This window comes from Pseudomonas cichorii, assembly GCF_015471405.1.
GTDB lineage: Bacteria > Pseudomonadota > Gammaproteobacteria > Pseudomonadales > Pseudomonadaceae > Aquipseudomonas > Aquipseudomonas serbiensis.
Window position 1 is genome coordinate 217,337 of sequence record NZ_BLVZ01000006.1, and the last position, 14,603, is coordinate 231,939.

The following is a 14,603-nucleotide window of genomic DNA, read 5'->3' on the forward strand; positions in this document are numbered from 1 at the left end:
CATGCCTTTTGTGCTTACGCTCAAGTCGTCACTATACATTGATGTCGCTCATCATCAAAACTGTTGACGTCTAAGATTATGATCATCATCATAATCGTCAAGCCTGCCTCGGGAGCCGACGCATGGCGATGTGCTCCTTTGGCAACGACCTTCAATTGATGTGGAAGCAAGACGACATGACCGAGAAAACCTTGTTCGAGCCTTACACCCTTGGCTCCCTGACACTCTCCAACCGGATCGTTCTAGCGCCGTTGACGCGCAATCGCGCGGGTGCCGGTTTCGTGCCAAGTGAGTTCGCCGCGACTTACTACAGCCAGCGGGCGTCGGCGGGTTTGCTGATTTCAGAAGCTACGCAAATCTCGCAGCAGGGGCAGGGCTATCAGGACACGCCTGGCATTTACACGCAGGCGCAGATCGACGGCTGGCTCAAGGTTACCGATGCTGTCCATGCGCAAGGCGGGCGAATCTTCCTGCAGATGTGGCACGTCGGACGTGTTTCGCATGTCGACCTGCAGAAGAATGGCGCTGCTCCGGTTGCTCCCTCTGCGATCCGCGCCGAGACCAAGACGTTCGTCAACAACAGCTTTGTGGATGTTTCCGAGCCTCGGGCGCTGGAGCTCAATGAACTGCCAGGCATCGTCAAGGATTTCCGTCAGGCCGCGGCAAACGCCATCGCCGCAGGTTTCGATGGCGTCGAGATTCACGGTGCCAATGGCTATCTGCTGGATCAGTTCATCAAGGACAGCGCCAACGTACGCACCGATGCCTACGGCGGCTCCATCGAGAATCGTGCGCGTCTGCTGCTGGAAGTGACAGCGGCTGTGGTCGAGGAGATCGGCGCTGAGCGTACAGGCATTCGTATTTCGCCGGTTTCGCCAGCCAATGGGGTTTCAAGCAGTGATCCGCAGGCCCAGTTCGATTACATCGTCGATCAGCTCGACGCCCTGGGCATTGCCTACCTGCATGTTGTCGAGGGTGCGACCGGCGGGCCGCGTGACGTTGCGCCGTTCGATTTCGACTCCCTGCGCCGACGCTTCAAGAACACCTACATCGCCAATAACGGCTATGACCTGGACCTCGCTACCTCCCGGCTGAACCAGGACAAGGCCGACCTGTTTGCTTTCGGGCGTCCGTTTATTGCCAACCCGGATCTGGTTGAGCGATTGAGCAGCGGCGCGCCTCTGGCAGCGCTCGATCCGACCACGATTTATGGCGGCGGCGCAGCGGGATATATCGACTATCCGACCTTCGCAGATTCTCAAGCGCAGTAAAACCCGCAGAGCCACGGATTGATGTGGCTTCGCACCTATCCCGACATGCGTTCACCTAATCAAGAGAGCCATTTCATGACCAGCCTTTCGACAGTCCTCATCACCGGTGCTTCTTCTGGCATTGGAGCTACCTACGCCGAGCGTTTTGCGAGTCGTGGCCACAATCTCGTACTGGTTGCCCGCGACAAGGGGCGACTGGAAACTCTCGCTGCGCGGCTGCGCAAAGAGCACGAGGTCGCCGTCGACGTTCTGCAGGCCGATCTCACTCGTGCCGACGATTTGGTTAGCGTGGAGACGCGCCTGCGCGATGACGCGCAAATCGGAATTCTCATCAACAATGCCGGGATAGCCCAGTCTGGTGGCTTCCTCGACCAGACCTCCGAAGATGTCACCCGGATGGTCGGATTGAATACGGTGGCCTTGGTCCGGCTCGCCAATGCCATCGCCCCGCGTCTTGTTCAGGCTGGAGAAGGCTCCATCGTCAATATCGGTTCGGTGGTTGGCCTGGCCCCGGAGTTCGGCATGTCGGTTTATGGTGCGACCAAAGCTTTCGTGTTGTTCCTTTCCCAAGGCCTGAATCTGGAACTCGGCCCCAAAGGCATTTACATACAGGCCGTTCTTCCGGCTGAAACCCGCACCGAGATCTGGGAGCGTGCCGGTATCGACATCAATACGCTGTCCGAAGTGATGGACGTGGGCGAGCTGGTTGATGCCGCTCTTGTCGGTTTTGATAAGCGTGAGCTTGTCACCATTCCTCCATTGCACGACGCCGCTCGTTGGGATGCGCTGGATGCTGCTCGACAAGGCCTGCTGTCGGATATCAGGCAGGCGCATGCTGCCGAGCGCTATCAAACCGCTTCGTAACCCGCTGAAGAGGTCTTCATGAAAACCAATAAACCAGTTGCGCTCGTTACGGGCGCTTCTTCAGGCATAGGCGAAGCCACGGCCCATAAACTCCTGGCGGCGGGTTACACGGTCTATGGCACGAGTCGACGTGGTGATCTCGCCGGTCAGCGGCGTTTTCCATTACTGGCTCTTGACGTCACTGACGACGAATCCGTCGATGCTGCGGTCAACGAGTTGCTCAAGCGGGAAGGGCGCATTGATCTGTTGGTCAATAACGCGGGCTTCGGGATTGCTCCGGGGGCCGCGCAAGAAAGTTCTATCGAACAGGCCAAGGCTCTCTTCGATACGAACTTTCTGGGTATCGTGCGCATGACCCGTGCAATTGTGCCGCACATGCTTGAGCGTGGTAGCGGACGGATCATCAATATCGGCTCGATTCTCGGCGCTGTTTCGGTGCCTTATGTCGCGCTTTACTGCGCCAGCAAGCATGCAGTGGCGGGTTACTCGCAAGCGCTGGATCATGAATTGCGTACCCGTGGGGTTCGAGTCTCGGTCATCGAGCCTGCCTATACCAGGACGCAGTTCGAGGCTAATAACATTGAGCCGGATGCAAAGCTCAACGAGTATGAGTCGATTCGTGCGCATGTTACGAAAGTGGTCAAACAAGCCATGGCGAACGCCGACGAACCCTCCATCGTCGCCGACGTCGTGTTGCAGGCGGCGAGTGCCGAGCGGCCGAAGCTTCGTTACACCGCGGGCAAGGCTGCAAGGCAGTTGCAGTTCTTGCGTCGATTCGCACCGGCGAGCGTGCTGGATGCGGGTATTCGCAAGAACCTGCAACTTGATACCTGAGCTTCCTTTGTCGTCAGGCACGCCGTCTGGACTACTGACTTTCCTGTGAGAAAGCCATGACCTGACCATAGGGTGATGGCACTTCACGGGCGGCATTCTGGGTGTAGAAAGAGGTTGTCAGCAGTACCAGACACACCACTGCTGGCAATGCTCCACCGGGCTTGCGCACACCGATATAGGCCAGTGCGGAAAGTAGCAGGTGATAGAAGACGCCGGCGTAGGCGAGGTCGCTAAGCCCTACGTTGAAGCGCGAGACAATGACGACCACTGCCAGAATTTTCGTGACAATAAGCAGAGGCACGAGATATCCGGGATAACCCAGTTCCCCCAGCGTTTCACGCACCCATTCACTTTTGCGAATGTACATGGCTGCGGAAACCAGATAGAGCGCAGACAGCAACAGTGTGCTGATCCAGTAGGCGTAGTTTTCAATCATGGAAGTGTCCTGTACGGGTTGTAATGCATCGACTCGCGGCGAGAGTGTCGTCTAATATGAAAAGCCGCAAGTAGGATGAAAAAGTGATACTTAGTATGGAAAACCAGACTAACGACGACGAAAAGATCAATATGCACGAGGAAATGCGCCGGGCATTCTCGTTGCTGTCGGGCAAATGGAAGCTGGAAATAATGTGGTTGCTCAACCAGAGGATCTATCGCTTCGGAGAACTGCGCAAGGCAATTCCAGGCATTACCCAGCACATGCTGACGGCGCAACTTCGCGAGCTTGAAAACGATGGCCTGGTGTCGCGCACCGTGTTTGCGCAAGTGCCGCCTCGTGTCGAATATGAAATCACGACCAAGGCGCGCGGGCTTGGGCCAACCATGGAAGCGCTTATGGTCTGGTGGAACGAGTACGGGAATAGCGTGCCGGCAAAACCGGGTACACGCGGTCGCAAGGCAAAAAACAGTTAACGTTATTCAGGATGATTCAGACCCCACCCGCAGAGTGCAATTTGCCACGTAAATCACGCATCATGTGCGGGTCCGGTCTAAAGGTAGGCTCCTTCATGCGCGTCATGTCATCCGCTTTGCGTCTTGCTGTGCTGTCATTGGGAATGGTGTTTTCCGTTGCTGCGCTGGCAACCGAAGAAACGCAACTGGCAGAGTCCATCAATCTCTATCGCAGCCAGGTTCAACGCTGTGCCGGGCAGGTTTCCATGGAGCTGCCGCCGCTGGTCAGTGATTCACGTCTGGTGTTGCCGGCTACCGGGTCAGGTGATTTGCAGCAATCGCTGGCACGTGCTTCCTATCCGATGGTTACTGTGCAGGCTATCAGCCTGTCGGGGCCGCGGGATGCGCAATCGGCCATGAAAGCGGTGCAGGAAAGTTTTTGCCAGGTAGTGCTGGACCCGCAATTCGTCGACATCGGTGTGAGCCGGGAAGGGCGCGAATGGCGCATTGTACTGGCGCGCTCTCTGCTGGCTGCGCGGCTGGGAGAGTGGCAGGCTGAAGGGCAAAAGCTGCTTGAGCTGATCAACACAGCACGCACGCAGCCACGTCAGTGCGGTACTCAGGCCTTTAATGCCACGACCCCGCTGGCCTGGAATGCCACGCTGGCAACGGCGGCTGAAGGGCATACCCGGTCCATGGCCAATAACAGCTTCTTCGATCACAAAGGGCGCGATGGCAGTACGCCGGGGGATCGGGCCGAGTTGGCCGGTTACATCGCCCAGCAGATCGGTGAGAACATCGCCGCTGGCCAGGACTCGGTGCGCAAGGTGGTCGATGGCTGGCTAGCCAGCCCCGGCCACTGCGCCAATCTGATGAATCCGGGCTTTCGCGAGTTGGGCGCAGCCTATGCGATCGACCCCAAGAGCGATGCAGGAATCTACTGGACGGCCATGTTCGGTTCGCAGTGAGAACTGGCCGTCCGCATTGCCTGAATCAGAAACGGAACGCTTGTCTGCCAATCAATAGCCATTGGCCGTTCTGTTTCTGCCAGATCTGAAAGTTTTCGATCTCGGTCGGCACTACCTTGCCGCTGTTCACTGCCTGGGCCGAAAAGTGATTGCGCACCAGGGCGACATCGCCGGAAAGGGTGATTTTCTGGTTGAGCATTTTCAACTCGTTGAAAGCACTTTTCCCGGTTTCGATATCAGCAATGAATGCCTGCTTGTCCTGAATGTTACCGCTGGAGTGGCCGTAGGTAAGATTGTCTGCGGTCAGCTTTTTCAGTTGCCCGATATCCTTGTGCAGCATGGCCTGGGTCAGCTTGTCCACGGCAGCGGCAACATCGTTCTCATCGGAAGAGGCGGCGTATACAAACCCGGTGAAGAGACACAGAAAACCCACAAGCAGTTTGAGCTTTTTCATGAACAGGTCCTTTTTTTGTAGTTAGATTAAGACGGACAGACGGTCTGGATAGTGAGTTCCTAGCATTCATCTGTCATCGTACAACTTAGCCGATTTTGTCGGGATGGCAAGGATTTGTTGCTCTGGTCGTTAATGTGACCCCCATCATATTAAGTGAACTGGCGGGTACAATTATCTTGACAACCAAACTGGGATGAGCCGAAACTTGATGCACTTTGAATAGTGCTATTACTATAAAAATGTAATGCCAATGTGCGCAGATGTTCGCACATGGATCGAGCGAGAGGGCTTGATATGAATGTCATTGATTTTACCGACTCTCGCAAGAGAACCGAACGTGCTGTAAGTACCACAACAAAGACCCCTTTGTTGGAAAACGTTCTCACTATCACATTACGTACCGATGCTCCGGCGTTTCTGGGTATATGCAGCGACGGTCTTCGCAGTAATACCTCGATTGTCGGCGGGGAGTTCCATGGCCCGCAATTTCAGGGCGTAGTACTGCCAGGTGGTTCCGATTTCTTTATCGAGAACTCAGGTGATGTTGCGCACTTGAATGCACGCTTTACCTTGCGCACTGACCTGGGCGAACTGATCAACGTCATCAACAAGGGCGTGCTTATCCTGGATGAAACGGCTCAGCAGGAAATTCAGGACGGCGTATGGCCGGTGACGGCAGGTCATTATGAATGCACCTGCACTCCACGTTTTCAGGTCGCGATGGGCCCTAATGACTGGCTGGAGCGCAGCGCCTTTATCGGCAAGATTGAATATATATATGCCAATGAAACCCTGTTGAATATTTATCGTATCAAGTACTGAAACTCATAACTTTCGCTCCAGGGTGGGAGCGTGAGCATTGCCCGGTAAAACCTCTTCCCTGCGCCTCCAAGCCTTTTCCTCCCTCGCCACATCAATTAATTAGCACGCCTGATACAGAGTGGTTACAATCGCCGCCCTCGATGGCATTCGGCCATCGTTTGCGTGCCACGGACGGGCGATAGCCTGTGGTATGCCCTCACTCTCTACAGGTCAGATGGCGCTTTGCGGTGACATCTCAAGGATGTGCGTTAAATGAATAAGTTGCAGTACGCCGCGATCGGCTTCATGGGGCTGATGTTGACCGGGTGTGTTTCCTTCACGCCTGCAGGCCCGATTGCCCCTCCTATCGAAATTGCGGAACACACCTTGCCTATAGAGGCCTCGGTCAAGGACGTGCAGGTTTCGGATGAGAGCATCAAGGCCGATGTGCGTCGTAATATCGGCGTTCAGTTGACCAGCCAGATCAATACGTACATTGAGCGAGGCGAGTTCTTCCAGAAAATGATCGTGTTCCCGGCCAAGCTGGGTGAGAAGGATGTCGATCTGACGTTCAACTTCACGTCTCTCAAGGGCAAGCGTACGCCGCACCCTGGCTATTTTCCTGGCGCCTTGCTGACATTGACGGTCTGGATCTGGGTCAATGGCCCGATTTATGTCGATGCATATGATCTTTCGGGTGAGCTGAGCATCACCGATCGCACAGGCAAGCAACTGGCCCTGTCACGGCAGGTGCTCAAGCGCGACCAGAACACGGGTTTGTGGGACAACGACTATTACAACATGACCCTGGGTTCTCATCAGTTGACCGAGCTGGTTAATGTCCTGCTCAAAGACGCCACTCAACAACTTCCCAAAGAATAAGGCTATTTCCGTGAACAAGTTTTTTGCGTTGCTTGTCGTTGTTTTTTCCCTCAGCCTGCAAGGCTGCATGACGTACTCCCATCATGAGTTGACGCCTGTCGGGCAGTGGCCGCTTGCTCAGACCAAGCAGGATAAACCTGTCGTCTACCTCAAAGTGCTCGCCGAGTATGCTCATAACGACAATGCGATGAACACTAATACCAATATCGCAGGTCTGGAAAAGCAGTTGGTTCAGGAGTTTCAGGACAGTCAGCGTTTTGCCAGGGTTACCACCGAGCAGCAATCATCCGACGTGTATGTCACTGCGACACTGCGTAATCATGAAGAAGGCAATCTGGCTGGCGCTTTTCTGACAGGGTTTACCTTTTTCCTGATCCCCAACACGTTTGATAACACCTTGTCGCTTGAGTTGACCTTCCGTGACAAGGACGGCAAGAAGCTGGGCCAGGTGCGTAAACAAGAGAAACTGACAACCTGGATGCAGTTGTTCCTGGTTTTTGCTGTTCCCTTCAACGAGTCCTCGGACGTGCTGATCAAGCAACTGGCACGCAGTACGCTTGAAGAGGCCGCCAACAAGGGCCTGATCTGACCTGATCGATGCCGTGCCGAAATATTTTCGGCACGGTAGCAGTCATCCCGCCTGTTTCTGCCTGTTCTCCTCTTTCTTTGCATGTTCCGGTGACGCCGTAGCCTTCAACAAGGCTTGAATCGCCTGGCTATAAGCCTGCCTGCCCAGACGCATGCTGTTGTTGTGAGTACCGCCCGGCACCAGCAACAGATTCTTGGGCTCCTGTGCGGCCTCGAACAATTCCTCGCTGAAGCGTGCCGGTACATAGCGGTCGTCGGTGCCATGTACGATCAGCACCGGCATGTGAATGTCCGCGATCTTGTCCAGTGAGTCGAATTTCTGTGAAAGCAGCCAGCGCACGGGTAGCGATGTATTGGCAATGGCCGTGGCGACATCGGCCAGGTTGGTGAAGGTGGATTCGATGATCAGGCCGCGAGCCTGTGCCGGCGTGTCTTCTTTCTTGGCTTCGCGCCCCAGTTCGGCAGCCAGGTCCACCGCCACGGCACCCCCCAGGGAGTGGCCGTAGATCAGCCTGCGTTGCGGGTCTGGTTGCAGTTGCTTGAGACGATCCCAGGCAATCCGGGCGTCCTCATAAACGGTGGTTTCAGACGGCAGTTGCCCCATGCTCTGACCAAAGCCCCGGTAGTCGATGGCAAGAATCGAGAAGCCCAGTGCCCGCAGTTGTTCGATACGAAACAACTGGCCGGTCAGGTTCCAGCGTGAGCCGTGCAGGTACAGAACCGCTGGAGCATCCTTGCGCGTTGCAGGCCACCACCAGGCATGGATATTCTGCGAGGTGCCGAATGCCGGCGTGTTGAGTTCCAGCTCCTGCACGTCGGCGGGCAGGCCGCTGTACCAGCTGGCATTGCCGGGTTCGATGCGAAAGACCAGCTCTCGCTCCTTGTGTTCCAGCACCGCACAGCCCACAGGCAAGCCAATAATGATGGCCGCCATGCATGCCCAGGTAAATCGGCGTGCCTTGAGGCGAGCAAGAGAGAATATCGGCATGAGGGTGGTGTTCCGGTAAACAAAATGAAATAAATGCCGCTTCTGTATCCGCGTTGCAAGGCGGTGTGTAGAAAATCGGTTACAGAATATTGCGTCGGCGGCAGGCCCTGAATCCGCAGGGATAGCGTCAGGCAATATTTCATGTCGTGATTCTGTCGTGCGGCAGTGCGGAATCTGTCGGGTCGCATATAGTCCTATCGCTTGTTATTCAAACCCTTCAAGAGGTTACTGTTCAATGTTCCATCACCGTCCAATGGAAGAGAAAGACATCCCCATCGTGTGCGAGCTGCCTCAGAATGCCGACGAGCTGTTTTACATGTTCCCCAGAGCGGTCTATCCACTGACACCGCCTCAACTCAAGGAGGCCATGGAGACTCGTTTCGACTCGACCGTGATTGAAATGAATGGCGAAGTGGTCGGATTTGCCAATTTTTCCCGTTCTGATTTCCGTGGTCGCTGCTCGCTGGGCAATGTGATCATTGCACCCAAGGCCCGCTCCAAGGGCGTGGGGCGTTACATGATCAGTTGCATGATGAATATCGCGTTCGACAAGCATGAAGCCACCGAATTGACCGCTTCTTGCTTCAATCACAATGTTCCAGGCCTGTTGTTTTATCCCCGCATGGGGTTTCGGCCGTTTGCCATTGAAGAGCGGCGGGACAAACACGGTGCCCGTGTGGCCTTGATACATCTGCGTCTGCCTCGTTCACCGGAATAATAATGTGTCGTTGTGTGCGGTATTTTCAGGCTCTTTTAACGGAGCGCAGGGCCTGAAAGTGCCGCTGTTTTTCGTCGCTTCATGGACCGTTTGTCTGCCTTCTGAGTGAGCACGTGCAATGCTTTTTGGCCAAAGTATCGGACAAAAGGGCTGATAGTCCCTGATGAAACGTTTTTTCTGGTCGTTATCATAAATAATTCTGAAGAAGTGCTATATTAATAGCCGGGCAAGAAGTTTGCCTGATGTGAAGGATGAGCGTATAAACAGGTTTATATGCAGTTATTGATGGTAATTAGTTGGCGGGCAATGGAATGTCTTGCTTGGGCGGGAAACTAAAAAAGCATTGGCAAACTGCTGATCCCTGCAGCGTTTGATAAAAAGGAGATGGCAAATGATCGCTTCTGGACTGTCTACACTGGAATTGCGAAATATAATAGAAGTTGCTTTTTTACCATTGAGTTGTACCTGTACTGTCGTGCCGGGCCTTACGCCTGAAAGAACAACCATGTCCGTGCAGATAGCCGATCCATCCACGGGTCGTGTAGAGCTTTCAGTCACTGGAATCTCCCTGGACAGGCTCAAGACCAGCCGGGACATTTCCGATCTGGTAGCGGAGTTGCGCGATGAGCGGGCTCATCACGGCCAGCTTCAACCTCACTATCACACGGCCTGACGCACGTCAGATTCTATTCGCATAACCTGTACCCATAACGCCTGACTCCATAACGCCCCGGTCATTCATGGCCGGGGCGTTTGCGTGTGTATCGGTTTTGAGTCAGTCACGATTTCTGGGGTGCTTGCGAACAGGTTTGTCAATTTGCTGGCGCTGGCCTTTTGCGGGTTTTTCCCTGGGCGATGTAAAAATAAAAAGTCATCGAATGCTTTGAAAGTGGGCGGGATAAGCTAGTTTTAGAGCAGTAGAGTTATTATTTTCATAAGGATCATGTGGTTGCGGCGGTGAGCAGATTTTGTTCAGGTTGTTTGAAGGTTATTTGACACTTTGCGTGTTCTTTGCAAGTATTCATTCAGTCCTTTCTCTTCTGTCCGGCGCTGGCTGGATATATCGGGTTTCATGCAGGTGTCGTCCGCGTCTGTTTAATTAACGGGCTGGCGGTAGCTTTATGTTCAGTCTTGTTGAATATGAAAATGTTTATGCCGTATCAAGAGGCTTTTGCAAAAGCCCATGTGCATCAAGGCCTGGTGCACCTCTCATAAAATAAAGATAACGGGAAGTTTCTCTGCTCAAGAGCCTTGTTCTTGGGCGCCTTGCCTTGCGCATAACTTCCAGAACTTCTGGATCGCACCAACGTATTTATATGACGATGGAGCCTCATCATGTTTGAAGAACATTTGGAAACAACATGTGGATGTGTTGTAGGAGGCGCCGGGCTCGCGGGTATGGGGTTTTTATTCAACGCGCTGAAAAGCGGTACGTTGGCCGATATTGCACGCAACGGCTTGATAGTGGTTGATGCCAGTGACAATCCCGGAACCGGGGTGTTGGGGCAGTACCGCATCACGGCCAACTCGGTTGGAGATGTGTTTATTGATTGCTTGCGCGATCCGGCGTTGAGTGAGGTGTTCGAGCCGCTGGAGTCTTCACCTGCTTACTGGCGTATCAGAGGTCAGGCCCAGAGCGCTCCGCAATTGTCTGATGTCGGGCAGTTGATGGCCGAGGCGTCCAGGCTGTTGCTGAACTATATCGTCCATCACCATGGCGTGAAGATCTGGCGCTGTACGACCATTACCGAGGTGATCTGCGACGATGACACGTTCTGCCTGAAGGTTGAAACCGAAGGCTGCATGCGTCTGATCCATTGCCGGACGCTGGTACTCAATCTGGGAGGGCGCCAGGACCCTCAGCATCTGATCCGTGGTCTGGCAGATCAAGGCCTGGCAGTGCCTGCTTCGATGAATATCCAGAGCTCCGACATGCTGCTGCGCATGAATGCCGTACAACTGCGTGAAGTCTTTGCGCCTGCTCTGGCCAGTGGAAGACGAATAACCGTGGTCGGAGGCTCTCACAGTGCATTTTCGGTTCTGGAAAATCTGGCCGATGCCCTGGAGTTTGCAGGTTTGCAGGAAGTGACGCTGGTCCACCGCACGCGAATCCGCCTGTTCTATGAAAGTGTCGAGCAGGCTGTGGCGGCCGGTTATGAGTTTGACCCTCAATCCGACATCTGTCCGATATCGGGGCGTATCAACCGTTCCGGTGGCTTGCGCTACAGGGCGCTGGATATCGGTTGCGAAGCGCTCAAGAGCGGTCGGATCGGCAAGACAGGCGTGCGTGTGCAGTTACTGCAGACCAGCGGTGGCCAGCCCGCAGATTATGAAAAGGCAGGGCAGGCCTTGGCCGAGTCCAGTGTCGTGGTGCAATGCACGGGTTATCAGCCTCGCTTGCCGTCCCTGACTTACCCCGATGGTCGCCCGGTGCGTCTTTGTGAAACCAAGGGAGGCCTGGACTCCGATGCTTCGGGTTGCCCGCAGGATCAGTTCGGTCGCCGTTTGCATGGCCTGCATCTGTTTGGAATCGGAGCCGGGCTCAAGGCCGACCCTCAACTGGGCAGCGAGCCCTCATTCGATGGGCGGATATATGGCGTCTGGCAGTTTCATCATGATGCCAGCCGGGCAGTGATCGATGCCGTTCTGGCAAGGTTGCAGGACAAGGTCCTACCGCTCGAACCTTCACGTCACAGCCAGATGCAGCCCCTGGAAGAGCGTGCTCCTGTATGGGCGCCCCAGACGTCGCTTGTTCTGAACTTTCAAGGCTGAGGCCTGACTGTATCAGTAAGCCAGGCCTCACCTGCCGGGCTCATGGTTCAGCAGTTCTACAGGAGATGATTATCCATGCCAGTCAAACATGATCTATTCGCAGATTTGCAACTGACCCGGGAAGAAGTCGTCCAGCGCAGCAAGAGCGATGCGAAGTTGCAGCAATTGCTCGCGGATTATGACGATACGGATACTCAGGTGATCCATGCCGAAAAGGGACTGGCCGGAGGGATTGGTGATGATGAACTCAAGAAGCTCAAGGAGCGACGCCTTCAGGTAAAGGACCGGATCGTGCATTGCCTTCTGAGATGAATGCGATCAGGCCATGACAAGGGTGAACGGCCCTGCCTGAGCGGGGCCGTTTGCCTGACTCAACCCAGGCCGGGCGACGTTCCCGACGAAGTTCCCGGCAGTGGTTCGGAACGGCCCGCAAGGCTGTCATGCTTTTCTGGCAACGGTGATCTGTCAGGAGGCAAGCCAGTGCCTGTCGACGAAAACTGCTCAGGGCCATTGTGCTGTGCAGGCGTATTGATCAGCTTGTCGCGTGCCTGGCCGATCAACCGTTTCTCACGCTCGCTGGCCGGCAAGGCTGCGCCGATGAGCGCTCCCAGAGCAACACCGATGGCGGCGACAGCCAAGGGCTGCTCGCTTAACAAGGTGTTGGCGCTGAGGCGTTTTTCCTGAAACGCCAGGCCTGTGTCGTGACCCGAGTGCGACGAGAGTTTATCTCCGATACTGTCCGTCAACTGGCTGCCCTTGTCTTTCATGCGGGCAGCAGTTTCCTGCACCCTGGCCTTGGCACTGCTCAGGCTGTCGCCGACACTTTCCGCCATATCGCTGACTTTCCTGCCGACGCTGTCGATCGCCGAAGGGCCGGAGGAGGGCGTGCGGCTGCCCAGCATCAGCCAGATTATGCTCACCGATGCCAGTACGGCAGGCACCGGATTGGCCTTGACGTTATTGCCCAGATTGCCAACAAACTCGCCGCCGTTTTCCCGGGCGTAGGCCAGGGCCTGATCGACCCATTGGCCGGGTGATATCTTTTTTTCGAGCGCATCGACAATGTTGCCGATGCTGGAGCGTTGTGCATCGATTTCCTGTTCCAGGGTTTCCGGGCTCTTTTGCGGTGGCGCCTCGAAGTCTTCCGGGGTGCCGAAGCTGCTGTCTATGCTCATGAGACTTTCCTCTGGATAGCTTCCTTGTCTTTCTGCAAGGTGCTGGCGGTGCGTTCAGGTGCAAGACTGGCGGGGTCGAGCTTCTTGTTGCCAGCCATGATCATGAGATACCCCACGATCATGGCGACCACTGCAACAATCAATGCCGCCAGCCATGAGGCCATGAAGTGGGTCAGCACATAGACCGCTGCCTGCAACAATATGATGAAGCCGCCCAGAACCATGATCGCGCCAATGCCGATCGTCATGATTGCTTGTCTGGAGGTCTGGATCGATTCCCGCAGCTCGGCCTTGGCCAGCGCTATTTCCTTGTTGATCAGGGCTGGAACCTCATGCGCCAGTTGCTTGATCAAGCCCAGTACCGAGGTTTCGTTTTCAGGCGATCTCTCTGGAATGTCGGGTGTTGTCTTCATTACACATCTCCTCTGGACAGGCCATCCCTGTTCAAGCCATCCCGGTAGAGTTCATCGACAGGGTCATCGGCAAACCCGGGGGCGTCTGTCGTCGAAGAGGGGGCGTCTGTTGCGGGCATCGATGCCTTGAGTACCCGTGACAGCCCAAGCCCCAGCGCAACACTGCCGCAGAGAAACAGCAGGGGGTTGTCACGCGCCAGTCTGCCCGCATCCTGCAACAACTCATCGGTGTTCTTGCCTCGCAGCTTTTCTGCCAGATCGTTCATGCCCTGTGCGATATCAGAGACGTATCGGGAAAGCCCCAGCGTGTCGTTATCCGATATCTCTTTTGCAACTGACTGAGCCGTCTGTGCCAGGTTGTCGATCTGATCTGCAGCCGTGTCGCGGTACTGCTCGAATGGCGCGTTGAGTTGTTCTTTCGTGTCCTCAAGGGGATGTTGGGTATCGTCCTGCAATCCTGGCAGAGGGTCCTGGCCTGTCGGCCTGCCAGCGTGTGCGTTGCCACTGACTGTGGGTTCATTCGTCGTAGCCATCGTCATTCACCGTATTCGGGTCATCAGGTAAAAGAGAATGCCCGGCTCACTACGCACAACGGGCTGGCATTGATCTGAGTGCTTGCTTGGGGTGGACTTGTGGGGTTCGAGCGATGTTCCGGGTGAATGACAAGTGGTCACTGCCGCGAGGGAGGGAAGATTGGGGGGCGGGAATAAAAAACGGCGCCTTTCACGGCGCCGTATGGCTGATCTGCCAATGGGGTGGCAGATCAGCTGAATAGAGGGGTGTAGCGGGTGTTATTGTGGGTCCTGGTTTGGAGCCAGTTCTGCCTGGATACGCTTGTAGATCTCTTCGCGATGCACTGAGACATTCTTCGGTGCGTTGATACCTAGCCGGACTTGCAGTCCTTGAACGCCAAGAATCGTCACGGTGATTTCGTCACCGATGTTTATGCTTTCGCCTACTTTGCGAGTGAGTATCAACATAATC

Annotated in this window: 19 protein-coding genes; 12 read left to right on the forward strand and 7 right to left on the reverse strand. The window is 55.1% G+C overall.

The window, feature by feature from the left end:
- The first annotated feature begins 176 nt into the window (after nucleotides 1-176).
- The 3 genes from JL015_RS11085 to JL015_RS11095 all read left to right on the forward strand — a co-directional run bounded on the left by JL015_RS11085 (nucleotide 177) and on the right by JL015_RS11095 (nucleotide 2,969).
- Entirely contained in the window at nucleotides 177-1,271 is a 1,095-nt protein-coding gene (locus JL015_RS11085) for an alkene reductase (protein ID WP_201018600.1), read from the forward strand.
- 75 nt (nucleotides 1,272-1,346) lie between these two features.
- On the forward strand, nucleotides 1,347-2,135 hold the full coding sequence (locus JL015_RS11090) for an SDR family NAD(P)-dependent oxidoreductase (protein WP_201018507.1): 789 nt from the start codon (nucleotides 1,347-1,349) through the stop codon (nucleotides 2,133-2,135).
- 18 nt (nucleotides 2,136-2,153) lie between these two features.
- A complete protein-coding gene (locus JL015_RS11095; protein WP_201018508.1) occupies nucleotides 2,154-2,969 on the forward strand; it encodes an oxidoreductase in 816 nt (271 codons plus the stop codon).
- A 31-nt stretch (nucleotides 2,970-3,000) separates the two neighbouring features.
- Here JL015_RS11095 and JL015_RS11100 read toward each other — a convergent pair whose 3' ends face one another.
- Nucleotides 3,001-3,405: a DoxX family protein gene (locus tag JL015_RS11100; RefSeq protein ID WP_201018509.1), complete on the reverse strand. Its 405-nt coding sequence runs from the start codon at nucleotides 3,403-3,405 to the stop codon at nucleotides 3,001-3,003.
- 95 nt (nucleotides 3,406-3,500) lie between these two features.
- Between JL015_RS11100 and JL015_RS11105 the strand changes: the two genes are divergently transcribed.
- Complete coding sequence (locus JL015_RS11105; protein ID WP_201018510.1) at nucleotides 3,501-3,881, forward strand: winged helix-turn-helix transcriptional regulator; 381 nt, start codon at nucleotides 3,501-3,503, stop codon at nucleotides 3,879-3,881.
- A 95-nt stretch (nucleotides 3,882-3,976) separates the two neighbouring features.
- On the forward strand, nucleotides 3,977-4,828 hold the full coding sequence (locus JL015_RS11110; protein WP_201018511.1) for a CAP domain-containing protein: 852 nt from the start codon (nucleotides 3,977-3,979) through the stop codon (nucleotides 4,826-4,828).
- 25 nt (nucleotides 4,829-4,853) lie between these two features.
- Here JL015_RS11110 and JL015_RS11115 read toward each other — a convergent pair whose 3' ends face one another.
- Nucleotides 4,854-5,282, reverse strand: coding sequence for a nuclear transport factor 2 family protein (locus tag JL015_RS11115; protein WP_201018512.1), 429 nt, complete (start codon nucleotides 5,280-5,282; stop codon nucleotides 4,854-4,856).
- A gap of 294 nt (nucleotides 5,283-5,576) precedes the next feature.
- Between JL015_RS11115 and JL015_RS11120 the strand changes: the two genes are divergently transcribed.
- The 3 genes from JL015_RS11120 (at nucleotide 5,577) to JL015_RS11130 (ending at nucleotide 7,554) form a co-directional block, all read left to right on the forward strand.
- On the forward strand, nucleotides 5,577-6,104 hold the full coding sequence (locus tag JL015_RS11120) for a DUF3237 domain-containing protein (protein ID WP_201018513.1): 528 nt from the start codon (nucleotides 5,577-5,579) through the stop codon (nucleotides 6,102-6,104).
- Between the two features lie 252 nt (nucleotides 6,105-6,356).
- Nucleotides 6,357-6,965 (forward strand): hypothetical protein, encoded by a 609-nt coding sequence (locus JL015_RS11125; protein WP_201018514.1) that lies wholly within the window; start codon nucleotides 6,357-6,359, stop codon nucleotides 6,963-6,965.
- 10 nt (nucleotides 6,966-6,975) lie between these two features.
- Complete coding sequence (locus JL015_RS11130; protein ID WP_236250198.1) at nucleotides 6,976-7,554, forward strand: hypothetical protein; 579 nt, start codon at nucleotides 6,976-6,978, stop codon at nucleotides 7,552-7,554.
- Nucleotides 7,555-7,596: 42 nt separating this feature from the next.
- Here the strand turns inward: JL015_RS11130 and JL015_RS11135 are convergent, their stop codons facing one another.
- Nucleotides 7,597-8,541 (reverse strand): alpha/beta hydrolase, encoded by a 945-nt coding sequence (locus tag JL015_RS11135; protein WP_201018515.1) that lies wholly within the window; start codon nucleotides 8,539-8,541, stop codon nucleotides 7,597-7,599.
- A 235-nt stretch (nucleotides 8,542-8,776) separates the two neighbouring features.
- Here JL015_RS11135 and JL015_RS11140 point away from each other — a divergent pair, with 235 nt between their 5' ends.
- From JL015_RS11140 to JL015_RS11155, 4 genes are all read left to right on the forward strand, one after another.
- Complete coding sequence (locus tag JL015_RS11140) at nucleotides 8,777-9,259, forward strand: GNAT family N-acetyltransferase (RefSeq protein ID WP_201018516.1); 483 nt, start codon at nucleotides 8,777-8,779, stop codon at nucleotides 9,257-9,259.
- Nucleotides 9,260-9,650: 391 nt separating this feature from the next.
- Nucleotides 9,651-9,932: a DUF1652 domain-containing protein gene (locus JL015_RS11145; protein WP_201018517.1), complete on the forward strand. Its 282-nt coding sequence runs from the start codon at nucleotides 9,651-9,653 to the stop codon at nucleotides 9,930-9,932.
- A 662-nt stretch (nucleotides 9,933-10,594) separates the two neighbouring features.
- Nucleotides 10,595-12,031 (forward strand): lysine N(6)-hydroxylase/L-ornithine N(5)-oxygenase family protein, encoded by a 1,437-nt coding sequence (locus JL015_RS11150; RefSeq protein ID WP_236250199.1) that lies wholly within the window; start codon nucleotides 10,595-10,597, stop codon nucleotides 12,029-12,031.
- Nucleotides 12,032-12,106: 75 nt separating this feature from the next.
- Entirely contained in the window at nucleotides 12,107-12,343 is a 237-nt protein-coding gene (locus JL015_RS11155; RefSeq protein WP_201018518.1) for a DUF465 domain-containing protein, read from the forward strand.
- A 59-nt stretch (nucleotides 12,344-12,402) separates the two neighbouring features.
- On the opposite strand, the gene JL015_RS11160 is transcribed toward JL015_RS11155, so the two are convergent.
- The 4 genes from JL015_RS11160 to csrA form a co-directional block, all read right to left on the reverse strand.
- A complete protein-coding gene (locus JL015_RS11160) occupies nucleotides 12,403-13,206 on the reverse strand; it encodes a DUF3618 domain-containing protein (protein ID WP_201018519.1) in 804 nt (267 codons plus the stop codon).
- A complete protein-coding gene (locus JL015_RS11165) occupies nucleotides 13,203-13,619 on the reverse strand; it encodes a phage holin family protein (protein ID WP_201002838.1) in 417 nt (138 codons plus the stop codon). The genes JL015_RS11160 and JL015_RS11165 overlap by 4 nt, the downstream gene beginning before the upstream one ends.
- Entirely contained in the window at nucleotides 13,619-14,152 is a 534-nt protein-coding gene (locus JL015_RS11170) for a hypothetical protein (protein WP_201018520.1), read from the reverse strand. Before JL015_RS11170 ends, JL015_RS11165 begins: the two co-directional genes overlap by 1 nt.
- 258 nt (nucleotides 14,153-14,410) lie before the next feature.
- Complete coding sequence (gene csrA, locus JL015_RS11175) at nucleotides 14,411-14,599, reverse strand: carbon storage regulator CsrA (RefSeq protein WP_002554157.1); 189 nt, start codon at nucleotides 14,597-14,599, stop codon at nucleotides 14,411-14,413.
- Nucleotides 14,600-14,603: the final 4 nt, after the last annotated feature.